Raw genomic sequence first — 23,113 nt, forward strand, 5'->3', positions numbered from 1 at the left:
CGGTGACGCAGCCCGGTCGGCGTCAGAGGCGGCAGGAGCGGATGTCCGAGGCGAGCACCGCCTTGGCGCCGAGCGCGGCCAGCTCGTCCATGATCGAGTTGGCGTCCTTGCGGCGCACCATGGCGCGCACCGCCACCCAGTTCTCGTCGGCCAGCGGCGCGATGGTCGGCGACTCCAGGCCCGGGGTGAGATCGACCGCCTTCTCCAGCAGTTGCTTGGGACAGTCGTAGTCCAGCATGACGTACTGCTGGGCGAACACCACACCGCGCAGCCGGGCGGCGAGCTGGGCCTTGGCCGGGGTGTCCGGCCCACCGGCCTGCTGCACCAGCACCGCCTCGGACACGCAGATCGGCTCGCCGAACGCGACCAGGCCGTGCTGCCGCAGCGTGCGACCGGATCCCACCACGTCGGCGATCACGTCGGCGACGCCGAGCTGCACCGAGATCTCCACCGCACCGTCGAGCTCGATCACCTCGGCGGTGATGCCGCGCTCGGCGAGATCCTGGCCGACCAGCCGCGGGTAGGCGGTGGCCAGCCGCTTGCCCTGCAGGTCCCCGACGGTCCACTCGCGCCCGGCCGGGGCGGCGTAGCGGAACGTGGAGTTGCCGAAGCCCAGCTCCAGCCGCTCGCTGACCGGCGCGCCGGACTCCCTGGCCAGGTCCCGGCCGGTGATGCCCAGGTCCAGCTCGCCGGAGCCGACGTAGATCGGGATGTCCTTGGGCCGCAGGAAGAAGAACTCGACGTTGTTGGTGGGGTCGAGCACGGTGAGGTCCCGCTGCTCGTGGCGTTGCCGGTACCCCGCCTCGGCAAGCATCTCCGACGCCGGCTGGGCCAGCGCTCCCTTGTTGGGTACGGCGACGCGCAGCATCTTGGGCCTCCCCTGGCGCGTGGTCACGGTGTCTTGTCCGATGTTCGCGCTGTTCCGGCCGGCCGGCTGCGGTCGACGGCCCCGTCACCGCACGGGCCGCTCCCGCCAGCCCCCGGCCCGCGGTCGCTGGGCCGGTTCGGAACGGCGCTCACAGGTATCGGTACACGTCGTCGAGGGCCAGCCCGCGCCCGAGCATGAGCACCTGAACGCGGTAGAGGAGCTGGGAGATCTCCTCGGCCAGCCGGTCGTCCGACTCGTGCTCGGCGGCGATCCACACCTCGCCGGCCTCCTCAAGCACCTTCTTGCCCTGCGCGTGCACTCCCGCGTCCAGGGCGGCCACGGTGCCCGAACCGGACGGTCGGGTGCGGGCGCGCTCGCTGAGCTCGGCGAACAACTCGTCGAACGTCTTCACGGAGCAGGATCCTTTCATCCTGGTCACGGCGGCGGGGACCTGCCCCGGGCGCACAGCCCGACCGGGGTCCCGCCGGGCGGGCCCCGCGCCGGTCGTCAGGCGGCGGCCGGGCGCAGCAGCCGGCCCAGCTCGTCGACGTCCAGGCCGAGCAGCGAGTCGCGGAACACCCGCCGCTCCCCCGGGGGCACGGACACGTCGCAGGGCACGACGAGCACCGTGCAGCCGGCGGCCACCGCCGCGCTCACCCCGGTGGGCGAGTCCTCCACGGCCACGCAGTCGGTGGTCGGCACGCCGAGCAGCCGCGCGGCCCGCAGGTAGGGCTCCGGGTGCGGCTTGTTGTTCCCGTCCACCTCGTCGCCGCACACCACGACGTCGAAGAACTCGCGCCCGATGGTGTCCAGCGCCAGCTCGGTCAGCTCCCGTACCGTGGAGGTGACCAGGGCGGTGGGCAGGCCCGCGTCCCGGATCGCGCGCAGCGCCTCGCCCGCGCCGGGCCGCCAGGGTAGCCCGGCGCGGAACAGCTCCGCGGTCCGCGCGGCAAGCCACCCGCCGGCCTCGGCCAGCGCCTCGGCCTCGGGTGGCTTGCCGATCTCCGCGAACAGCAGCCGCAGCGTGCGGTCGGAGTTGGAGCCGACCATCGCCTCCCTGGTGTGCCGGGACAGCCGACCGCCGAGGTGCTCGGCGAGCTCGTGCAGGGAGATGTCCCACACCTTTTCCGAGTCGACCAGCGTGCCGTCCATGTCCCACAGCACGGCGGCCGGCAGCCGGTCGCGGCCGCGCGGCCCGGAGCGTTGGTCCACCCCGGTTTCCCCTTTCCGGTTCGGGTCCCGATCAGGTGTTGAAGTACTTGGCCTCCGGATGGTGCGCGATCAGCGCGTCGGTGGACTGCTCCGGGTGGAGCTGGAACTCCTCGGAGAGCTTCACGCCGATGCGCTGCGGGTCGAGCAGGTCGACGATCTTGGCGCGGTCCTCGAGGGCGGGGCAGGCCCCGTAGCCCAGGGAGAAGCGGGCGCCCCGGTAGCCGAGCTTGAAGAACTCCTCGATGTCCTCCGGGTCCTCCTCGGCCACCGACGCGCCGCCGGACCAGCGCAGCTCCTCGCGCACCCTGCGGTGCCAGTACTCGGCCAGCGCCTCGGTGAGCTGCACACCCAGGCCGTGCACCTCCAGGTAGTCCCGGTAGGCGTCCTTGACGAACAGCTCCTGGGCGTAGTCGGCGATCGGCTGGCCCATGGTGACCAGGTGGAAGGCGATCACGTCGACCCTGCCCTCACGCAGCGCCAGATCCCAGGGCCGGAAGAAGTCGGCCAGGCATAGCCGCCGGTCCCGCCGCTGCCGCGGGAAGGTGAACCGGCAGCGCTCCCTCGCGTCCGGGGCGTCGCCGTCCAGGATGATCACCGAGTCGCCCTCGGACACGCACGGGAAGTAGCCGTAGACCACCGCGGCGTGCTGCAGCACCCCCTCGGTGGCCAGCCGGTCCAGCCAGTAGCGCAGCCGGGGCCGGCCCTCGGTCTCGACCAGTTCCTCGTACGTGGGCCCGGCGCCGCCCCGGGCCCCGCGCAGTCCCCACTGGCCCATGAAGGTGGCCCGCTCGTCCAGCATCGCGGAGTAGTCGGCCACCGGGATGCCCTTGACCACCCGGCTACCCCAGAACGGCGGGGTGGGGATGGGCACGTCGGTGGCCACGTCGGAGCGGGCCGGCTGCGGCTCGCCCTCGGCCTCCTCCCGGGCCCGGCGTTCCGCGGCGATGCGCAGCGAGCGCTCCCGGCGGGCCTTCCGCTCCGCCGCCTTGGCCTCCTCCTCGGGGTCGCGGGCCGGCTGCTCGCCGCGCTTGACGGCCATCAGCTTGTCCATCAGCCGCAGGCCCTCGAAGGCGTCCTTGGCGTAGCGGACGTCGCCCTGGTACATCTCGGCCAGGTCGTTCTCCACGTAGGTGCGGGTCAGCGCGGCGCCGCCGAGCAGCACCGGCCACTTCCGCGCCAGGCCGCGGGAGTTCAGCTCCTCCAGGTTCTCCTTCATCACCACGGTGGACTTCACCAGCAGCCCGGACATGCCGATCGCGTCCGCGTTGTTCTCCTCGGCGGCCTCGATGATCGAGGTGATCGGCTGCTTGATGCCGATGTTGACCACGTCGTAGCCGTTGTTGGACAGGATGATGTCCACCAGGTTCTTGCCGATGTCGTGCACGTCGCCCTTGACCGTGGCGAGCACGATCCTGCCCTTGCCCGAGTTGTCCGTCTTCTCCATGTGCGGCTCGAGCAGGGCCACGGCCTCCTTCATCACCTCGGCCGACTGCAGCACGAACGGCAGCTGCATCTGCCCGGAGCCGAACAGGTCGCCGACGGTCTTCATGCCGGCGAGCAGGGTGTCGTTGATGATCTCCAGGGCGGGCCGCTGGGTGAGCGCCTCGTCGAGGTCGTCGGCCAGGCCGTTGCGCTCGCCGTCGACGATCCGCCGCTCCAGCCGCTCGAACAGCGGCAGCGCCTTGAGTTCCGCGGCGCGGCTCTGCCTGTTCGAGGACGCGGTGACGCCCTCGAACAGCGACATGAAGTGCTGCAGCGGGTCGTGGCCCTCGCGGCGCCGGTCGTAGATCAGGTCCAGCGCGGCGTGCCGCTGCTCCTCCGGGATCCGCGCGATGGGCAGGATCTTGGAGGCGTGCACGATCGCGGTGGACAGCCCGGCCTGCACGCACTCGTGCAGGAACACCGAGTTGAGCACCTGGCGGGCGGCGGCGTTGAGTCCGAAGGAGACGTTGGACACGCCCAGCGTGGTCTGCACGTCGGGGTGCCGGCGCTTGAGCTCGCGGATCGCGTCGATGGTCTCCATCGCGTCCTTGCGGCTCTCCTCCTGGCCGGTGGCGATGGTGAAGGTGAGGCAGTCGACGATGATGTCGGAGACGCGCATGCCCCACCGCCCGGTGAGGTCCCGGATCAGCCGGTCGGCCACGGCGACCTTGTGCTCGGCGGTGCGCGCCTGGCCCTGCTCGTCGATGCACAGCGCGACCACGGCGGCGCCGTACTCGGAGACCAGCTCCATGATCTTGTGGTAGCGGGACTCCGGGCCGTCGCCGTCCTCGAAGTTGACCGAGTTGACCGCGCAGCGCCCGCCGAGCCGTTCCAGCCCGGCGGCGAGCACCGGCGGCTCGGTGGAGTCGAGCATGATCGGCAGGGTGGACGCGGTGGCCAGCCGCTCGGCCAGCTCCGTCATGTCCACCACGCCGTCCCGGCCGACGTAGTCGACGCACAGGTCGAGCAGGTGGGCACCGTCCCGGGTCTGCTCCCGGGCGATCTCCACGCAGTCCTCGTACCGGCCGGCGGTCATGGCCTCGCGGAAGGCCTTGGAGCCGTTGGCGTTGGTCCGCTCACCGATCATCAGCACGCTGGCGTCCTGCTGGAACGGCATGGCCTGGTACAGCGAGGAGACCCCGGGCTCGGGGCGCGGCCGGCGGTTGGCGGGGGTGACCTCGCGGACCGCCTCGGCGACCGCGCGCACGTGCTCGTCGGTGGTGCCGCAACAGCCGCCGACCAGCCGCACGCCGAACTCGCGGACGAACCCGGCCAGCGCCTCGGCCAGCTCGTCCGGCTGCAGCGGGTAGACCGCGCCGTCCGGGCCGAGTTCGGGCAGGCCGGCGTTGGGCATCACGGACACGTCGACGCGGGCGTGCTTGGACAGGTGGCGGAGGTGTTCGCTCATCTCCGCGGGGCCGGTGGCGCAGTTGAGCCCGATCAGGTCGATGCCCAGCGGTTCCAGGGCGACCAGCGCGGCGCCGATCTCGGTGCCCAGTAGCATGGTGCCCGTGGTCTCCACGGTCACCTGGGTGATCAGCGGCACGGTGCGGCCCTCGGCGGTCATCGCCCGCTTCGCGGCGATGACCGCGGCCTTGGCCTGCAGCACGTCCTGGCAGGTCTCCACGAGCACCGCGTCGATGCCGCCGGCCAGCATGCCGCGCACCTGTTCGAGGTAGGCGTCGCGGAGCGCGGTGAACGGGGCGTGTCCCAGCGTCGGGAGCTTGGTGCCCGGTCCGACGGAGCCCAGCACGAACCGCGGCCGGTCGGGCTCGGTGTACTCGTCGGCGGTCTCGCGGGCCAGCCGGGCGCCCGCCTCGGCCAGTTCCCGGATGCGGTCGGCGATGCCGTACTCACCGAGGTTGGCGAGGTTGGCACCGAAGGTGTTGGTCTCGATCGCGTCGGCGCCCGCGTCCAGGTAGCCGCGGTGAACCGCACGAACGACGTCCGGCCGGGTGACGTTGAGGATCTCGTTGCACCCTTCCAGGCCCCCGAAGTCATCCAGCGTCAGCGACTGGGACTGCAATGCCGTCCCCATGGCACCATCGGCGACAACGACGCGGTCGGAGAGCATGTCTAGCAGCGGTGAGACAACGCGATCAGACATGCCCACTAGCCTAGGGTCATGCGGCTGGAAAATTGGTCGTAGGCTGACCCGGTGACCGATCCGGACCTGCAGTCAGAGGCCATCGCGGCCGACCCGCCCGAGCTTGTCGAGCCCGTCATGGTGGCGGCGTTCGAGGGCTGGAACGACGCTGGCGACGCCGCAAGTACCGCGATCGAACACCTCCAGCTCACCTGGGACGCGGACCCGCTCGCGGAGATCGATCCCGACGATTACTACGACTTCCAAGTGACACGCCCCACAGTCCGTATGGTGGACGGTATTACTCGGCGTATCGAGTGGCCCACGACGCGTCTGTCGGTGTGCCGGCCGCCGGGCTCGGCCTTCGACGTGGTGCTGGTGCACGGCATCGAGCCGAACATGCGGTGGCGGAAGTTCTGCAGCGAGTTGCTGGAGCACGTCGAGCGGCTGGGCATCACCACGGTGGTGACGCTGGGCGCCTTGCTGGCGGACACTCCGCACACCCGGCCGGTCCCGGTCACCGGAACGGCCTACGACGCCGAGTCGGCGGCCAAGTTCGGGCTGGAGCGGTCCCGCTACGAGGGCCCGACCGGGATCGTCGGCGTGTTGCAGGACGCGTGCGTACGGGCCGGCGTGCCGGCGATCTCGTTCTGGGCGGCCGTGCCGCACTACGTCTCCCAGCCGCCGGCGCCGAAGGCCACCCTCGCACTGCTGCACCGCGTGGAGGAGGTGCTCGACGTGGAGGTGCCGCTGGGCACCCTCCCGGAGCAGGCCGAGGAGTGGGAGCAGACGGTCAGCGAGATGGCCGACGAGGACGAGGACGTGCGCAACTACGTGCGCGCGCTGGAGGAGCGCGGGGACGCGGAAATCCGGCTGGCGGAGGCCAGCGGCGACGCGATCGCCGCCGAGTTCGAGCGCTACCTGCGCCGCCGCGGCCGGGGCCCCGGTCGGGGGTCCGGCCCCGGGCCGACCGGGGCGTAGCCCGGCGCGGCGAGCGCGTGCCGGCCCCGGGCTGCGGTCCGCCGCCGACCGGGGGGGCAACTCGTTCAGAGGGCGACGCCGAGCAGCGCGTCCACCGCGTCGCGGACCAGTCGGGGGGCGTCCGGGTCGTCGCCGCCTCGGGTGAGCGCGTCGTCGACCCAGGCGTCCACCACGGCCAGCGCGCCGGGCGTGTCGAGGTCGTCGGCGAGGCGGTCGCGCAGCCGGGCGACCGTCTGCTCGGCGGGCGGCGCGGTGGCCAGCGCGGTGGCGTCCTGCCACCGGGCGAGCCGGGCCTGGCCCCGGGTGAGCAGGTCGCCGGTCCACTCGCGGTCGCTGCGGTAGTGCCCGGCGAGCAGGGCCAGCCGGACGGCCATCATCGCCACGCGGTCGGCGCGCAGCCGGGACACGAACACCAGGTTGCCGCGCGACTTGGACATCTTCTCGCCGTCCAGGCCGATCATGCCGGCGTGGCAGTAGTGCCGGGCGAACGGGTACTCGCCGGTGAGCGACTCGGCGTGCGCGGCGCTGAACTCGTGGTGCGGAAACGCCAGGTCGGAGCCGCCGCCCTGAACGTCGAAGGGCATGCCGAGCTTGTCCAGCGCTATGACGCTGCACTCGATGTGCCAGCCGGGCCGGCCGGGCCCCAGGTCGGACTCCCAGTACGGCTCGCCGTCCCGGGCGGCCCGCCACAGCAGGGCGTCCAGCGGGTGCCGCTTGCCCGGCCGGTCCGGGTCGCCGCCGCGGTCCGGGAACACCGCCCGCATGGTGGCCTCGTCGTAGTGGGACTCGTAGCCGAACCGGCCGGTGGCGGTATGGTCGAAGTAGATGTCCGGGTGGTCCGGGTCGTCTACCCGGTAGGCGGAGCTGTTGGCCAGCAGCTTGCCGATCACCTCGACGATGCCCGGGATGGACTCGACGGCGCCGACGAAGTCCCGCGGCGGCAGCACCCGCAGCGCCTCCATGTCCTCGCGGAACAGCGCGGTCTCCCGCATGCCGAGCACCACCCAGTCGTCCTGGTCCCGCTGGGCGCGCTCCAGCAGCGGGTCGTCGACATCGGTGACGTTCTGCACGTAGTGCACCTCGTGGCCGTTGTCCAGCCACTGCCGGTGGACCAGGTCGAAGGCGAGGTAGGTGGCGGCGTGGCCGAGGTGGGTGGCGTCGTACGGCGTGATGCCGCACACGTACATCTTGGCCGTCCTCCCCGGTGCCGTCGGGCGGACCTCACCGGTCGCGGTGTCGTACAACCGCAGCGGGCGGGGAGTGCCGGGAACCCTCGGGACGGGGAGCGATGACCAACTTTGCATGGCACCGACGATAGCCGTGCGGTCTCACCCGGTCAGCCGCGCCCGGATTCCGGACCGTGGCGAGGTCAGGAACGCTCCGGCCGGCTCAGGGACCGGTGCGGGACAGTGTCCATGTGCCGTCGACCTGGGAGCCCGGCGGTGGGGTGATAGTCAGGGAGGTCTTCGAGCAGGTGAAGCCGCCCGGCCCGAGCAGCGGGCTGCTGTCGATACCGCCCAGCCCCTGGGTGAGTCCCTGCGCCAGGCCAAGGATGTCGCTGAGCGGCTTGTGGTCGAGCACCGTTGCCTGGATCGGGCTGCTGATCGCCACCGTCACCACGATGTTGTCGAAGTCGCCGTGCGCGTCGCCGAACGTTCCGGTCGTGACCGTCGGGGGCGGCAGGGTCATCCGGCCGGACCCGGTCCCGTCGTAGCGAAGGGTGCCCGCGGCGTCCTTGGCGTTGAACACGATCGGCTGCATAGGGCTGAAGTCGACGGTCGCGGCTCCGGTCGCCGCGATGCGGAGCACCACTCCGGCGCCACCGTGCTCGGTGATGGCTCCACCGCCGGAGGAGATGTCGAACCCGACGCTGGTCCAGGTGCCAACCAGGCAACTCTGCCTGGGCTTCGTGCAGAAGTCGTCCAGGCTGGTGCCCACCACGCCGACCCGAACCGACCTGAGGCCGCCGCTGATCCCGAGGTAGCCCAGCCCCCTGGCCAGCGCGGGCAACTCGGTGCCGTCGCCGGCGCTGCCCTTCGGGCAGGTGCAGCCGCCGGGCCGGGTGCACAGGTCGCTGCCGATCAGCGCGGTGATGGGGCGCTCGCTGCCGTCGGCGGCGCCGAACAGGCCCTGCGTCCCCGGGTCCGCGGCGAAGGTGACCACGTCGGAGGAAAGGTTCAGCTCCACCAGGTCGACACCGGCCACGGGTGCGGCGGCCTCGGCGGTGGTCGCGTTGAGCAGGTCGAAGTGCACGGCGCTCGGCTTCGTGCCCGGCACCCCGTACCCGGTGATATCCCAGTGCCTGCCCGGATGGCGGCCCCGCGCGTAGCCCGGTCCCCAGGAGTTGACGAAGTCGTCCCCCGCCCCGGTGGCCTGCCAGGCCGCGTTGTTGCCACCGTGCAGGAAGGCGTCCGTCATCGGGTCCACCCGGTGCCACACGTCGACCCCGGAGTTGGCCAGTTGGGCGAAGTATCCGACGGCGTCGTAGGTCCGCTGGAACAGCGACGTCTTGTCCAACTGGAGGTACGCGTCCCAGTGGCTGGTAACCACCGGGTCGGCGCCATTGAGCGCGGTCTGCGCCCAGGTCGGGATGCCCTCGGCCAGCCACGGGGCCACGCTGTCGTAGGCAATGCCGAACCTGTCGTACAGGAAGCAGTGCATGGCCTCGTGGATCAGGAAGGACCTGCGGGCGTGGTCGTCGAAGGCGGCATCCGCCGCGTAGGGGTTGACGTGGATGGTGCAGCCCGTCGGGTTGCGGGTGTCGGCGGTCTTCGTGCCCCGGCAGGGCCAGGTGTACATCACGCTGGGCTTGCCGTTGGGCTGGTTCTCCAACTGCTTGGTGTTGACCTGCAGGAACACCGTCAGCCTGAGGCTGCGGCCGAGGTGGCCGGCGATATCGCCGAGGACCGAGTCGAGCACCTGGCGGTAGGGGCCGGCGTCCGGTGAGTCCGAGGTGGCGCAGGCCATGTTCGGGTCCGGCTGCGCGGACGGCGCGGCGAACGCGGTCGGGGCCACGCCGCTTTCCAGCGCCTGCCTGGCGGCCTGCTGCTGGGCCGGGGTGAGCTGCGACCAAATGGCCAACAGCCAGGCGACCGCGGCGCTGCCGGACGGGATCAGCCGCTTCGGCCCGGGCGGCGTGGGCACGTCCGGAAGCGCGGCAACCGCCAGAGAGAACGCGGCGAGTGCGGTGGCCTTGTCCACCGTGCCGTCCGGGTGTACCTGCCGCAGCACGAGGTCGTAGGCGGAGGGTGGTTGCGGTTTTGACTGCCCACCCGGCTGGGTGCTGCCGGTCGAGCAGGCCGTCACCAGCGCGACCAGTCCGACCAGGACGACCGCGACCGGACGTGCTCGCATGGCCCTGCTCCTCCTGCTGCGTACTCGATAGGACCGCGCCGGGCAGGGCCCGGCGCGGCTGCTCAGCCTGCTGCTCCGGCCCCGCGGCTAACATCCGGGATTTCCCGACGGATGTGCCCGTCGAGAAGCGTGCCGGGCGACGGGCGGGGCACGGCGGGCGGACGGGAGCAACACGGCGTGGCAAACCGCGTGGTGGGACGGGTCGCCGAACTCGCGGAGGTGGACGCGGCGCTCGCCGAGGTGCAGGCAGGCTCTCAGCGGGTCGTCGAGTTCGTCGGCGAGCCGGGGATGGGCAAGACCGCACTGCTCGACGCCCTGCGGGCCCGCGCCGAGCGGCGAGGGTTCGTGGTGCTGGACGGCCAGGCGATGGAGTTCGAGCGGCTGCCCTTCGCGGTGTTCGTGGACGCGCTGGACGATTATCTCGGCACCGTGGACCCGGGCAAGCTGGCCGCGCTGGGCGAGCACCGGTTGGGGCTGCTGTCCACCGTGTTTCCCGCGTTGGGCGGCGGCACCGACCGGCCCGACCTGGCCGCGGCCGAGCGCCACCTGCTGTACCGAGCGGTGCGCGCGCTGCTGGAGAGCATCCACGATGGTGCGACCCTGCTGCTGGTCCTCGACGATCTGCACTGGGTGGACGAGGGCAGCGCGGAGTTGCTCGACCACCTGCTGCGTCATCCACCCACGGTCCCGCTGCTGGTGGCCCTGGCCTACCGGCCGCGGCAACTTCCCGACCGGCTGGCGACCACCCTGGCCCGCTGCAGTGGGGACGGATGGTGGCGGCGGATCGAGGTCGGTCCGCTCTCCCCCGCGGAAGTCGACGAAGTGTGCGCCGCGGAGGTTCCCCCGGGCCGGCGCAGGCAGCTCTACGAGGCCAGCGGGGGCAACCCCTTCTACCTGGACGCGTTGCTGCGGACGGGGCCTGCCCGGCAGCCGGACGCGTTCGGCGACCGCGACGTCCGGGACCACGAGCTGCCACAGGCCGTGCGGGCGGCCCTGCTCGGTGAACTGTCCGGCCTGTCCGACTCGGTTCGGCTGGTGGCGCGGGCGGCGGCGGTGCTCGGTGAGGTGTTCGACGCCGGGCTGGTGGCCCCGGTCGCCCAGACCGACGAGACGGACGTGCTGGTGGCATTGGACGAGCTGCTCGCCCGCGATCTCGTCCGCCCGACCGCCTCGACCCAGCGTTTCCGGTTCCGCCACCCGTTGCTGCGCTCGGTGGTGTACGGGTCCGCAGGTGCGGGCTGGCGGTTGGGGGCGCACGCCCGGGCGTCGGCCTTGCTGGCCGAGCGCGGTGCCTCGCTGCCGGTGCAGGCCATCCACGTGGAGCGGGCCGCGGGCATCGGCGACGAGGGCGCCGTTGACGTGCTCGTGCGGGCCGCGTGGCAGGTGTGTGCGCTGGCTCCCGCCCGGGCGGCGCACTGGTTGCGCCAGGCGCTGCGGCTGCTGGGCGACCGGGCGAACGCGCGGCCCGAGCTGTGGATGCGCTTGGCCCACACCCTCGCCGTGGCCGGCCAGCTGCAGGAAAGCCACGACATCCTGCACCAGGTGCTTGACCTGTTGCCGCCCGGCCCGGACGGCCAGCGCCTGGAGGCGGTGACGTCGCTGGCGATGGTGCAGCGGTTGCTCGGCCGGCACGGTTCGGCCAAGGTGTTGCTGCTCGCGGAGCTCGACGCCCTCGGGCCGCGGCGAACCTCGGCGACGGCCGGACTGGAGCTGGAACTGGCCGCGGGAGCCCTGCGCGGCAGCGACTTCCCCGCGGCCGTCCGCTGGGGCGCCCGGGCACTCGCTTCGGCCGCCTCGGACACCCAGCCACGGCTGGTCGCCACTGCCACCGCGCTGCTCGCGCTCGCCGGCGTCTTCGCCGGATCCACCGCGGAGGCGGTGGCGAAGCTGGACGAGGCGGTGCGCATGGTCGACGACGCGCCGGACCGCCTGCTGGCCACCCATCTGGACGCCATCCTGCGGGTGGGCTGGACCGAGGTGTTCCTGGAGCGCCTGGACGAGGCGCGGCGCCATCTCGGCCGGGCACTCGATCTCGCCCGCAGTACCGGCCAGAGCTACGTGCTCGCCGACGTGCTGGTGGGACTTGCCTACGCGTACCTCTGGTCCGGTCGGCTCGCGGAGGCGGCCTGCCACGCGGATGACGCGATCGAGGCGGCGTTACTGGTCGGCAGCGACGAGCTGCGCACCATGGCGGGGGCCGTCGGGGTCGCCGTCGCGCTGAGCGGCGGCGACCTGCCCAGCGCCCTGCGCGCGGCGGAGAAAACCGTCGCCGAAGCGGGTACGGCCGCCGGCCGGGGTCCGACGATCGCCGCGGGCATGCTGGCCCAGGCACGACTGCTCAACGGGGACGCCGACGCGGCCCGGGAGACGTTGCTCCACGCCGGCGGGGGTGACGATCTGCCGCGGTTCGAGTTTCCCACGCGCGCCTCGTGGTTCCGCACCCTCACTCAGGCCGAGCTGGCGCGCGGCGAGATGATCGGCGCCGCGCGGTGGGTGCGGCGCGCCGAGGCGGCCGCGGCGGTAACCGGGCTGTCCGGCCAGCAGGGGCATGCGCTGCTGGCACGAGCCGCGTTCCTGCTCGCCAACAAGGAAGCGGCTGGTGCGGCCACCGCCGCCGGGGAGGCAGCGGCCGCCTTCGCCGCAGTCGGCATGCGCCTGTACCAGGCGCATGCGCACATGGCCGCGGCAGACGCGCTGGTCACCACGGGCGACCGGGCCGGCGCACTGTCGCGGTTCGGGCAGGCCAAGGCGCTGTTCGCGGCGGCCGGGGCGGACACCATGCGCCGCCACGCGGACACCCGCCTGCGGGCCCTCGGCGGCCGTGCCGGGCGCTCGTCGCTGCAGGGTCGGGCGGCACTCAGCGACCGGGAGCGACAGATCGCCGAACTGGTCGCCCAGGGTCGCACCAACCGCCAGATCGCCGATCAGTTGTTCGTCAGCCCGAAAACGGTCGAGGCGCATCTGTCGCGGACTTTCACCAAGCTCGGCGTGTCCTCCCGGGCCGCCCTGGCCAGCGCCATCGCCGCCGAGCGGTCACCCGCCCCCGAAGAGAGCCGCGACAGCCATCACGACTAGGGACTTCCCGGATGTTGCTTGGCCACCCGCGGCGGTGAGGATCACCCGGACGCCACGGGCGGGTGACCTCACCGCCGGGCCATTGGGGAAGGAACGGGAACGCATGCGGCGCTTCAGCGCGGCACTGGGCTGGCTTGCCCTGCTGCCGACCGCGGCCACCGGCTGTGGCGCGGCGGCCACCGATGTGCGGCCGCGCAGCGAACCCACGGGCGGCAGCTCGTCCACGGCCACCGCCACCGCCGACAGGACCACCGCGGAGAACCTGACCTTCACCGGCGCGGTCAGCGGCACGATGCGGAAGGCCACGGCAGGTTCCGTCTACACCTGCCTGATCACGCCAGGCAAGGCGCTGCTGGTCGGACCGATCACCGGCGACGTGGACGGCCGGAACTACGACGTGCAGTTCAAGATGGTCTTCGGATACCACGGGGCGGGCAGCTACCTGCTGGCGCCTGATCCCCACTCCGGCGGTGCGGTGAACAACATCATCCTGCAGGTGTCGCCCACCGGTCAGGACGACCTGTATTCGGTTGCCTCGGCGGGAACGCTCACCGTGGACGGCGAGCGCACCGGGACGATGGACGTCACGCTGGCCGGCAAGCTCGGCCAGATTCACCTGTCCGGCAGCTGGACCTGCCCACCCGACTCGTGATGATCCGGGTGGGAGCGCGGCGCGGCCGAGTCGCTGCGGGTCGAGGGGGCTCGCAGCGACTCGGCTGGGCACGCTGGTCCTCCGGCCCGCGTGGGGTTAACCGCGGCGGCGCCTGGTGCGCAGGTAGTCGGCGACGACGGCGGCGCCCAGCCCGTCGGTACCGGGTTCGACGACCCGGCCGCCGCTGCGCCGGGCGACGAGGTCGACGAACGCCCGCAGCCGCGGGTCCTCGCCGAGCATGAACACGGTGATCGACGCGCCGAGCCGGGTCAGCGCGTCCACCTCGGCCATGGTGCGGGCGAGGGTGCGCGGCATGGGCGGGTAGTTGAACACCGGCTCGCCGTCCGGTTCCAGGTGCGCGGTGGGCTCACCGTCGGTGACCACCAGCACCACGGGTTGGGCGTCCGGGTGGCGGCGCACGTGCCCGCCGGCCAGCAGCAGCGCGTGGTGCAGGTTGGTGCCCTGCTCCCAGGCGCCCTCCAGGGCGGTCAGCTCGCCCACGTCGACGGTGCCGGCGGAGCGGCCGAACGTGATCAGTTGCAGGGCGTCGTTGCGGTATCGGGTGCGCACCAGGTGGTGCAGGGCAAGTGCGGTGCGTTTCATCGGCACCCAGCGGCCGTCCTGCACCATTGACCACGAGGTGTCCACGCACAGCGCGACGGCGGCGCGGGAACGCTGCTCGGTCTCCACCACCTCGACGTCGGCGACGTCGATGCGGACCCGGCCGCCGCGGCGGCCTGGGTGCTCGCCGGCCTCTCGGAGCACGGCGTTGCGCACGGTGCGCGGGGTGTCCCAGGGCTCGGTGTCGCCGAACTGCCAGGGCCGCGAGCCGCCGGTGGGTTCGCCCGCCGCGCCGGCCCGCTCGCTGTCCCGGTCGCCGCGCCGGGTGCGCAGCCGGTCGATCACCTGCCGCAGCGCGGTCTCGCCGAGCCGGCGCAGCGCCTTCGGGGTGAGCCGCAGGCTGCCGTCCGGCGCGCGTTCCAGCAGGTTCTGCTCGCGGAACTGGCGTTCCAGCTCGGCCAGCCGGCGGGCGTCCACCGCGGCGTCCCCGCCGAGCTGGCGGGCCAGCGCCTCCAGGTCGATGTCCTCCAGCCGGGCACCCGGGTAGGACTGGGAGAGCTGCTCGGCGAGCGCGTCCAGCTCGGCGAGGTCGGCCATGGCCTGCGCGCCCTCACCCAGGCCCATCGGCTGCTGCCCGCGGAACCGCGCCGAGCCCGTCCAGTCCTCGCCTGGGCGCAGCCCGCGGAGCTGGGCGTCGAGCTGGGCGAGCTGCTCGGCGAGGCCGGCGTCGCCGAACGCCTGCTGGGCGAGCTGGGCCAGCTCGGCGCGCTGCTCGTCAGTCATCGAGTTGAGCAGCCGCTGCGCGGCGGCGGCGCGGGCGGCGAGCAGGTCGACGAGTTCCGCCACGGACTGCGGCTGCTCGGGGAAGAACTCGCCGTGCCGGCGCATGAACTCCTCGAACCGCCGCGGCACGTCGGCGTCGCCGCGGGCGTGCGCGGCGAGCAGCGCGTTGAGGTCGGTGAGCATTTCCCGGATCCGGGCCACGTCCTGCGGCCCGGTGTTCCGCATGGCCTCCTTGATGCCCTGGAACCGGCTTTCCAGCATCTCCCGGCCGAGCAGGTCCTGGATCCGCTGGTACGCCTGCCGCGCCTCGGACGACCGCCAGTCGTAGTCGGCCAGCTCGGTGACGGCGGCGGCGGTGCCGGCGGGCAGCGCGTCGAGCTGGGCCTCGCGGAACCGGGCGTCGTCGGACGGGTCCGGGAACAGCGCCCGCCGCTCCGCGTCCAGCGCCGCCTCCAGCAGCTTGCGCACCTCCTGGAGGGTGCCGTCCAGCCGATGCCGGCGCTGGATCTCGGAGCGGCGCTGCCACAGCCGGCGGGTCAGCTCGTCCAGGCCGGGGGTGCCGCGCACGCCGCGGCGGAGCAGTTCCTCCAGGGCGGAGCGGGGCGAGCGGCCCTCCATCACCTCCCGGCCCAGCTCGTCGATGGCGGCGCGCAGGTCGGGTGGCGCGGCGAGCGGGTCGTCGCCGCCGTGCCAGGGGCCGTAGCGGTAGCGCGGTGCGGGCGACGCCACGGGCGCTCCTCTCGAAAGGCTCTTCTCAGGAGCCGTAGACGGTGCGGTCGTCCTCGGTGTCCTTGGCGAGCTTCCGGGTCAGGTAGAGCATTTCGAGGGCGAGTTCCACGGCGGAGGCGATCCGGCCGGGCGCGTCGCCGGGCTCGGCGCCGAGCCGGCCGGCCACCTCGTGCAGGACGGGCAGTTCGGGCAGCGCGGTGAGCAGGTCCTGGGCCGGCACCCGCTCGCCGGTGACCACCGGATGGCCGTCGGTGACGGCGGCGGCCAGCGAGCGCAGGTCCACCCCGGCCAGCCGACCCCGGGCGGTCTCCGCGACGGAGCGGCGCAGCAGGTGGGTGAGCACCTCGCCGGCGCCGTCCTGGTCGGCGTCGTCGTCGTAGCCGGCCTCGAACTCCAGCTTGCCGCGCAGCACGCCGGGCACCGACTCCAGGTCCACCGGGCGGGCCACGGCGGGTGACTCGCCGGTGAGCGCGGCGCGGCGCAGCGCCGCGGCGGCCACCGTCTCGGCGGCGGCGACCGCGAACCGGGCGGACACCCCGGAGCGCTGGTCCACCGCCGGGGACTCGCGCAGGTGCCGGACGAACCGGGCGATCACCTCGAACAGATGGTCGCCGACCTCGGCGACCAGGTCGGCCTCCTGGCGGATGAGGTCGACCTCGTCGGGGATCTCCAGCGGGTAGTGGGTGCGCACCTCGGCGCCGAAGCGGTCCTTGAGCGGGGTGATGATCCGGCCGCGGTTGGTGTAGTCCTCCGGGTTGGCGGTGGCGACCAGCAGCACGTCCAGCGGCAGCCGCAGGGTGTAGCCGCGGATCTGGATGTCCCGCTCCTCCATCACGTTCAGCAGCGCCACCTGGATCCGCTCGGCCAGGTCGGGTAGCTCGTTGATGGCCACGATGCCGCGGTGCGAACGCGGGACGAGTCCGAAGTGGATGGTCTCCGGGTCGCCGAGGCTGCGGCCCTCGGCCACCTTCACCGGGTCGACGTCGCCGATGAGATCGCCGACGGAGGTGTCCGGGGTGGCCAGCTTCTCGGCGTACCGCTCGGTGCGGTGCCGCCAGGCGACCGGCAGCGCGTCGCCGAGTTCGGCGGCGCGGCGGCGGGACTCCGGGGTGATCGGGTCGAGAGGATGCTCGCCGATCTCGGCGCCCTCGATCACCGGGGTCCACTCGTCGAGCAGGCCGCCGAGCGTGCGCAGCAGCCGCGTCTTGCCCTGGCCGCGCTCGCCGAGCAGCACGATGTCGTGGCCGGCCAGGATGGCGCGTTCCAGTTGCGGCAGCACGGTGCGGTCGAAGCCGACGATACCGGGCCACGGGTCGGTTCCGGCACGCAGCGCCGTCAGCAGGTTCTCCCGCAGTTCGGCCTTGACGCCGCGCGGGGCGTAACCGGCGGCCCGCAGCTCACCGGCGGTGCGGGGCAGGTCGGACGGTGCGTTGGGAACGATGCTCACTCACCCGACGCTACGCAGATCATGGCCGCCGGTCGACGTGAAGTTACTCCAGGCCGCCTGCGTGGGTGTCCGGGTTCCGGTCCGCGGGCGGTGGCGGGCGTTCCCACCCGGCGGTGCGGCGCCGGCGGCAGAATGGGGCGGACTTCGTCCAGGAAAGGGGGCCGGCCCGTGCGGGGCGCGATCGAGTTCCAGTGGTCACCACGACCGTCCGACTGGCGGGACGCGTTGCGCGCGGCGGTGCCGCTGTACCGGTGGGCGCCGTGGTTCGCCGGCGCGCTGGCCGCCTGCTCGGTGCTGCTGCTCGTGCTCGGCGACGTGGCCGCCGGCTGCTACGGGTTGGTCGCCGCCGCGGTGGTGGCGGCGCTGGTGCCGCTGGCGGCGCACCGGTCGTTCCGGGCCGCTCCGCTGGCCGGCCGCACGGTCACCGGGCACGCCGACGACCAGGCGATCCGGTTGACCATCGGTGACGAGGCGCGCAGTGTGGTGCGGTGGTCGGCGCTGCCGGCCTGGTCGGAGACCTCGCGGAACATCGTGCTGCGCACCGGCCCGGGCGCGGCGAGTCCCGTCTACGCCGTGCCGCACCGCGCGTTCGCCGACCCCGCGGACGCCCGCCGGTTCCGGGAACTGCTCGCCAGGCACATCGGTCCGGCCGGTCGTTGAGCCCGTCCGCGCAGTTCGATCGCGGTGTCCACCACGGGTGTGGTAGCCGGGTCCACCACAGGTGTGGTGGCACGTGATCGGCGACACCGGAGCCGCTCGCGCCCGGCCACCGGAATCCACGTAATCTCGGTCAACGTGACCAGTCCGAGCGCGACGTTGGTGGTGTGGACCTCCGCCTGGCTACACGGCGTGGTGGGCGCCGACGACGTTCTCGACGCGCTCCGCACCTGGGCGGAGCAGCACGAGGTCGTCGCGAACGATCACGGCACGGCCACCGCCCTGGACCTGCCCGGCCCGGAGGAGACGCCGTCCGGCCCGGCGATGCTGCTGGCCGCGTTGCGGCGGGCCGGCGCCGCCGAGGCACGGCTGGTCCTCCCGGTGCCCGGCGACGTGCGCGGACTCGGCGGCGGTGGGCCGTTCACCGACGCGGCGCTGCGGGCGGGCAACGCCGTGGTGCTCCAGGACATCGGCGTCGGCGTGGTGCCGCACCCGGTGGCCGAGGGCATCCTCCGGTGGACCCTGTTCGACCTGCCCGCCGGGCCGCCGCCCGAGTACGTTCCGCTCGGCGAGGCCGAGCACGGCCTGGCCGGCGCGATGCGCGACGCGGCCGCCACGCTGCACGCGCTGGACGTGGCCAGCAACCGGCCCGGGGCCCGTGCGGAGATCAACGCCCTGGTGCGGTCGGCGCCGCGTCCGCCGTGGCCGCAGGGCATGCCGGGCCGGTCCCTGCGGGTGCTGCAGCGCGCGGCCGAGGTGGCGGCCATCCTTGAGGTGGCGATGGGTGACGAGCCGGGAGGCGCGCTGTCCGCCTCCGCGGCGACGGCTCGCTCGGAGGCGTTGCGGCCGCTCGGGGACGCCGTGCGCCGCGCCCGGTGTGCCGCGGTGGACGAGGCCGTCCGGGTCCTCTCCGACCGCGCCGGCCAGCACTGAGCGCATCGGCGTCAGACAGCGGCGAGGACTGCCCCGGTCGCCCGGAGACAGTCCTCGCGTTCAGGGCGTCAGGTGGACGCCAGCCGTGGTGGCGGGGGTGTCAGCTGCAGCCCCAGCCCCACCAGGAACGCCAACCCCACCAGCCGGGGTTCCAGCCCCAGTTCCAGAAGCCGCCGTGCCAGCCCCAGCCCCAGAAGCCCTGGTTCCAGCCCCACGTGCGGTGCCAGCCGGTCCAGCACTGCTGCGGAACGGCGGCCGTGGTCTGCTGGGCCACGGGGGCGCTTTCCGGCTGCGCGGCGGGCGCCGCGGTGGCCGTCGCGCCCGCGCCGAGCGCGACACCACCGGCCAGGGCGAAACTCGCCAGCAGCGTCGTCATCCCCTTACGGAATTGCATCGCAATCCCCTCTCTCCGCATAGGGCGTGATCGGAACCGCCGTTTCGGCGGGTACTAGCTGCAGCCCCAGCCCCAGTAACCGGGGTTCCAGCCCCAGTTCCAGGTGCGGTGCCAGCCCCAGCCCCAGTAGCCCGGGTTCCAGCCCCAGTTCCAGCTACCGAAGTGCCAGCCCCAGCCCCAGTAGCCCGGGTTCCAGCCCCAGTTCCAGCCCCAGTGCCAGCCCCAGCCCCAGTGAGCGGGGTGCCAACCCCACCAGCACTGCTGCGGAACGGCACCCTTGGCCTGCGGCGCCTGAACCTCGGGGGCCGATGTGGTGTGCACGACCGGCGCGGCCGCGACGGTCGGCGCGGGCGTGGCCGCCGCGCTGGCGGCACTCTGCGAGGCGAGGGCCATACCCCCGGCCAGACCGGCGGTCATGGCCAGCGCCGCGACGATCCGGACGGCGCGCCCGGCGAAACCGGACCTCTGGCTGCGTGTTTTTTCCATCGTTGCTTCCCTTCCGTAGATCCCGGGAGTACGACGTCACGTCGATCGGTGACCGACCAACGACAAACACAAATGTTCCCGTCGCCACAGTTCTGCGTTTGGGGAACACTCATTCGTGACGCTCGCCCGTTTCATTCAGCGGGCAAGCAGCAACCGCTGATCGATGTGAACTAACAGCATCCCCTCCTCCCCACGTGTTCGACGTTTCTCGGGGGCGGAGGATGCCTGTAGGGCCGAAGGTCAGCCGCGGCCCCGGGACCATAGTCCCGGACGCGCGGAATCGCGTCTTCCTTTTCGGTCGGCGTGCGTTTTTGAACTCGTCAAGAAATTGACCGGGATCCCCATTCCGGCGTGTTCGAGGGGGCGCCCTGGGGGGCGATCGGGGCGCGGCGCGTACGCTCGGCACCGTGGCGGCCAAGGCGGAGGACCCGTACCACGTGCAGGTGCCGACGGCGGAGCTGCGGCGCCTGGCGTTGGCGCTCGACGTGGTCGACCGGCACGCCGACCTCAACCACCGCTACCGCAGGATGATCGCGGACTCGCGGGCGGTCCTGTCCGCCGATCATGTCCGGCTGACCCAGGCACGCGGCCTGGCGAAGCGGCTCATGGTGCTGGCGAAGGCGGCCGGTCCCGCGCTGCGCGAAGACGTGCCGAAGCCCGACCGGGACGCGTTGGAGGCCGGTCTCCGACAGGCGGACGAACTCGTCTTCGGCCGCTGACGCCCTGCCTACCGTTCCAGTTGTCCGGCCCTGGCGGCGGCGATCAGCCCGTGCCAGGCACCGACCGGGAAGACCAGCGCCGGCCCCTCCGGGTTCTTCGAGTCGCGGACGGCGGCCGCCGGTCCAGCGAAGGCCACCTCGACGCAGCTCGTGTTGTTGCCCCCGCCGCTGTGGCTCTCTTGCGCCACCGAGGTCCAGACCAGTCCGCAGTGGACATCGCACCGCCTCTTCAGTCCGGGCTCACAGCTCACGGATGACCTGCCTCAGCAACGCGACCGACTCCGCCGGACCGAGCGCCCGAGAACACAGGTGATCAAAGGTCAGCATACATGCGGTGACCTGCGCCTCCTTCTCCAAGTGTAAGCCGCCCGCCGGGTGGTCGATGAACACGACATCGGGGTCCTTGGGGTCTGCGAATCGCAGGACGATGAAACTGCCCTCCAAGCCCTCGTGCGGGCTCGTCGAGGACGCCAGCACCCGGAGGGTGACATTGCTCAGCTCGGACATCTCCACCAGGTGAGCCAGTTGCGTTCGCATCAGGGTCGTTCCGCCTATGGGACGGTGAAGGACGCTTTCGTCGATCAGGGCTTGTAACTCCAGCGGCGGGTTGTCGCGGAGTCGCGCCTGGCGGCGCATCCGCACGGCTATCTGGTTGTCGACGTCCTGCCGAGACCGGCGTTGCAGCCGATACGAAGCGATAACAGCTCTTGCGTATTCCTCGGTCTGCAAAAGCCCCGGCACGTACCCGAGCTGGTACTCGTATACCGCACTCGCCTCGGCCTCCATACTGACGTAGCCCTTGTCGTTGAGGCCGTAGGCGTGCCGCCATCCGCGTTCGCGGGCGCGGACGGCCATGTCGATGATCTCCGGCCACTGGTCGCCGGGGACGCCGTAGAGGTCCAACATGGACTTAACCGCGTGCACGTCCACGCCGTTGACCGCGCGCTCGATGCGGCTGAGCTTGGCGGTGGAGAAGTGCAGCAGCGGCGCGGCCTCCTCAATGGACAGTCGCGCCTGCTCGCGGAGCCGGCGCAGCAGCCGGGCGAGCTGGCGGCGCTTGAAGGTGGGCCTGGATTCGGTCACCGGCATCCTCCCCGTGTCGGTGAGGAGAATGATCACCCGGTAAGGCCGGAATGTGTACCTTACACTTCCGCGACGATCAGCGCGGTCCTTACCCGCTGACGCTGCGGCACATGTCACGTTGGGACTACTGGCATCACATCGACTACCACCGCAAACTGCCTCGTGGCGAGCGGGTTCTGGAGTACACCGAGATCGTGCAGGACCACGGCTGGTGCCTGCGCCGGACCGGAATGACCCGGGAACAGTGGCTAACCGTTTACACCCGATCGTGTGCGGAGGGTTTCCTCGGTCGGGTCAGCGCGGCGCCCGGTGTGTGGGTCGTCATCGTGTGGCGGACACCCCGCGACGCCCGGCGTCACGTGGTGTGCTCCATCGAGCTGCCGTGGCGAACGCACCGCTCCGACGCGGAACGCACCAAGCCGTGAATCCGCATTCAGCGGGCTCGACGGGCATTCGGGCGCACCACGAAACGCCATTGAGCCCGCTGAATGCGAGGTAAAGGGACGGGTTACGCGCGGTCAGGGCCTGGTCAGGGCCGCACTGGGCGGCGGGCCGGTTCGCAGCAGCCGGGGGCGCAGGGTTCGCCGTTGGCGGTGCAACCGGCGGCGGGGAACTCGGACAGCTTGCGCGGTGCCAGCCCGTCAACATGTTCCCGGACCAGTTCCACCACCATCCGCGCGAACCTCGGGTCCGGGCCGGGGGTGGCGGCGCGGGCGAAACCCATGCCCAGCTTCTCGGCGTGCTCCCGCGCCTCGGTGTCCAGGTCCCACACCACCTCGAGGTGGTCGGAGACGAACCCGACCGGGCTGACCACGACCCGCGACACCCCGGCGGCGTGCAGCGCGTCCAGGTGGTCCACGATGTCCGGCTCCAGCCACGGGATGTGCGGCGGGCCGGACCGGGACTGCCACACCACGTCGTGGTCGGGCACGCCGACGGCCTCGGCGACCAGCCGGGCCGCCTCGGCGATCTGCCGGGAGTACCGGTTGCCGCCCTCCTCCGGCGGCCCCGAGGCGTTGTCCGCGGACACCGGCACCGAGTGCGCGGTGAACACCAGCCGCGCCGGGCCGTCCAGCCCGGCGAGCGCCGTGCGCACCGCGTCCGCGTTGGCCTCGACGAACAGCGGGTGGTCGAAGAACTGGCGCAGCTTCACCAGTTCCGGCGCGGTCTCTCCGACCGCGGTCCTGGCCCGGGCGATGTCCTCGTCGTACTGCCGGCAGGCCGAGTACCCGCCGTAGGCGCTGGTCGGGAACACCAGGGCGCGGCGGACGCCGGCCTCGGCCATCTCCCCGACGGTGTCCTCGATCATGGGGTGCCAGTTGCGGTTTCCGAAGTACACCGGGAGATCCGCCATGCCGGCCGCGCCCAGTTCCCGGCGGATCGCCGCGATCAGGTCCCGGTTGAGCCGGTTGATCGGGGACACCCCGCCGAAGTGCAGGTAGTGCTCGGCCACCTCATCCAGCCGCTGCGGCGGCACTCCCCTCCCCCGGGTGACGTTCTCCAGGAAGGGCCGGACGTCCTGCGGCCCCTCCGGGCCGCCGAAGGACAGCAGCAGCAACGCGTCAACGGTCACCGGCTCATCCTCGCCCGCGCCCGCGCGGCGGAGCGACC

General features: G+C 72.5%; 20 protein-coding genes. 7 read left to right on the plus strand and 13 right to left on the minus strand.

What is annotated here, in order from left to right:
• Window positions 1-22 precede the first annotated feature (22 nt).
• The 4 genes from hisG to metH form a co-directional block, all read right to left on the minus strand.
• Window positions 23-868 (minus strand): ATP phosphoribosyltransferase, encoded by an 846-nt coding sequence (gene hisG / locus FFT21_RS01110; protein WP_137811801.1) that lies wholly within the window; start codon window positions 866-868, stop codon window positions 23-25.
• Between the two features lie 148 nt (window positions 869-1,016).
• On the minus strand, window positions 1,017-1,280 hold the full coding sequence (locus tag FFT21_RS01115; RefSeq protein ID WP_137811802.1) for a phosphoribosyl-ATP diphosphatase: 264 nt from the start codon (window positions 1,278-1,280) through the stop codon (window positions 1,017-1,019).
• 95 nt (window positions 1,281-1,375) lie between these two features.
• Window positions 1,376-2,080: an HAD family hydrolase gene (locus FFT21_RS01120; protein ID WP_264081612.1), complete on the minus strand. Its 705-nt coding sequence runs from the start codon at window positions 2,078-2,080 to the stop codon at window positions 1,376-1,378.
• A gap of 31 nt (window positions 2,081-2,111) precedes the next feature.
• The gene (gene metH / locus FFT21_RS01125; RefSeq protein WP_137811803.1) at window positions 2,112-5,669 is read right to left on the minus strand and encodes a methionine synthase; all 3,558 of its coding nucleotides are present in this window, start codon (window positions 5,667-5,669) and stop codon (window positions 2,112-2,114) included.
• 51 nt (window positions 5,670-5,720) lie between these two features.
• On the opposite strand from metH, the gene FFT21_RS01130 reads away from it, so the two are divergent.
• The gene (locus tag FFT21_RS01130; RefSeq protein ID WP_307722887.1) at window positions 5,721-6,629 is read left to right on the plus strand and encodes a PAC2 family protein; all 909 of its coding nucleotides are present in this window, start codon (window positions 5,721-5,723) and stop codon (window positions 6,627-6,629) included.
• A 65-nt stretch (window positions 6,630-6,694) separates the two neighbouring features.
• Here the strand turns inward: FFT21_RS01130 and mshC are convergent, their stop codons facing one another.
• Together mshC and FFT21_RS01140 are read right to left on the minus strand one after the other, a co-directional pair.
• A complete protein-coding gene (gene mshC, locus FFT21_RS01135) occupies window positions 6,695-7,933 on the minus strand; it encodes a cysteine--1-D-myo-inosityl 2-amino-2-deoxy-alpha-D-glucopyranoside ligase (RefSeq protein ID WP_137811804.1) in 1,239 nt (412 codons plus the stop codon).
• Between the two features lie 85 nt (window positions 7,934-8,018).
• Window positions 8,019-9,983, minus strand: coding sequence for a hypothetical protein (locus FFT21_RS01140; RefSeq protein WP_137811805.1), 1,965 nt, complete (start codon window positions 9,981-9,983; stop codon window positions 8,019-8,021).
• A gap of 177 nt (window positions 9,984-10,160) precedes the next feature.
• Here FFT21_RS01140 and FFT21_RS30470 point away from each other — a divergent pair, with 177 nt between their 5' ends.
• Window positions 10,161-13,058 (plus strand): ATP-binding protein, encoded by a 2,898-nt coding sequence (locus tag FFT21_RS30470; protein WP_192909326.1) that lies wholly within the window; start codon window positions 10,161-10,163, stop codon window positions 13,056-13,058.
• A gap of 103 nt (window positions 13,059-13,161) precedes the next feature.
• Window positions 13,162-13,710, plus strand: coding sequence for a hypothetical protein (locus FFT21_RS01150; RefSeq protein ID WP_137811807.1), 549 nt, complete (start codon window positions 13,162-13,164; stop codon window positions 13,708-13,710).
• Between the two features lie 96 nt (window positions 13,711-13,806).
• Here the strand turns inward: FFT21_RS01150 and FFT21_RS01155 are convergent, their stop codons facing one another.
• A complete protein-coding gene (locus FFT21_RS01155) occupies window positions 13,807-15,783 on the minus strand; it encodes a vWA domain-containing protein (RefSeq protein WP_137811808.1) in 1,977 nt (658 codons plus the stop codon).
• 25 nt (window positions 15,784-15,808) lie between these two features.
• Window positions 15,809-17,230, minus strand: coding sequence for a sigma 54-interacting transcriptional regulator (locus FFT21_RS01160; RefSeq protein ID WP_225978007.1), 1,422 nt, complete (start codon window positions 17,228-17,230; stop codon window positions 15,809-15,811).
• A 168-nt stretch (window positions 17,231-17,398) separates the two neighbouring features.
• Here FFT21_RS01160 and FFT21_RS01165 point away from each other — a divergent pair, with 168 nt between their 5' ends.
• Together FFT21_RS01165 and FFT21_RS01170 are read left to right on the plus strand one after the other, a co-directional pair.
• Window positions 17,399-17,890, plus strand: a complete 492-nt coding sequence (locus FFT21_RS01165; protein WP_137811809.1) for a YcxB family protein — start codon at window positions 17,399-17,401, stop codon at window positions 17,888-17,890.
• A 135-nt stretch (window positions 17,891-18,025) separates the two neighbouring features.
• Entirely contained in the window at window positions 18,026-18,820 is a 795-nt protein-coding gene (locus FFT21_RS01170) for an Rv1486c family protein (RefSeq protein WP_137811810.1), read from the plus strand.
• A 100-nt stretch (window positions 18,821-18,920) separates the two neighbouring features.
• Here the strand turns inward: FFT21_RS01170 and FFT21_RS01175 are convergent, their stop codons facing one another.
• Window positions 18,921-19,196, minus strand: a complete 276-nt coding sequence (locus FFT21_RS01175; protein ID WP_137811811.1) for a hypothetical protein — start codon at window positions 19,194-19,196, stop codon at window positions 18,921-18,923.
• Between the two features lie 72 nt (window positions 19,197-19,268).
• On the minus strand, window positions 19,269-19,700 hold the full coding sequence (locus tag FFT21_RS28705; RefSeq protein ID WP_153816524.1) for a hypothetical protein: 432 nt from the start codon (window positions 19,698-19,700) through the stop codon (window positions 19,269-19,271).
• Window positions 19,701-20,107: 407 nt separating this feature from the next.
• Between FFT21_RS28705 and FFT21_RS01185 the strand changes: the two genes are divergently transcribed.
• On the plus strand, window positions 20,108-20,419 hold the full coding sequence (locus FFT21_RS01185; protein WP_225978008.1) for a hypothetical protein: 312 nt from the start codon (window positions 20,108-20,110) through the stop codon (window positions 20,417-20,419).
• Between the two features lie 8 nt (window positions 20,420-20,427).
• On the opposite strand, the gene FFT21_RS01190 is transcribed toward FFT21_RS01185, so the two are convergent.
• Both FFT21_RS01190 and FFT21_RS01195 read right to left on the minus strand, forming a co-directional pair.
• On the minus strand, window positions 20,428-20,607 hold the full coding sequence (locus tag FFT21_RS01190) for a DUF397 domain-containing protein (RefSeq protein WP_225978009.1): 180 nt from the start codon (window positions 20,605-20,607) through the stop codon (window positions 20,428-20,430).
• Window positions 20,608-20,659: 52 nt separating this feature from the next.
• Complete coding sequence (locus FFT21_RS01195; RefSeq protein ID WP_137811812.1) at window positions 20,660-21,538, minus strand: DUF5753 domain-containing protein; 879 nt, start codon at window positions 21,536-21,538, stop codon at window positions 20,660-20,662.
• Between the two features lie 74 nt (window positions 21,539-21,612).
• Here FFT21_RS01195 and FFT21_RS01200 point away from each other — a divergent pair, with 74 nt between their 5' ends.
• On the plus strand, window positions 21,613-21,927 hold the full coding sequence (locus tag FFT21_RS01200) for a hypothetical protein (protein ID WP_137811813.1): 315 nt from the start codon (window positions 21,613-21,615) through the stop codon (window positions 21,925-21,927).
• 104 nt (window positions 21,928-22,031) lie between these two features.
• On the opposite strand, the gene FFT21_RS01205 is transcribed toward FFT21_RS01200, so the two are convergent.
• Entirely contained in the window at window positions 22,032-23,075 is a 1,044-nt protein-coding gene (locus FFT21_RS01205; RefSeq protein WP_137811814.1) for a ferrochelatase, read from the minus strand.
• Between the last annotated feature and the right edge of the window lie 38 nt (window positions 23,076-23,113).

Source organism: Gandjariella thermophila (assembly GCF_005405885.1).
Taxonomy (GTDB): Bacteria; Actinomycetota; Actinomycetes; order Mycobacteriales; family Pseudonocardiaceae; genus Gandjariella; species Gandjariella thermophila.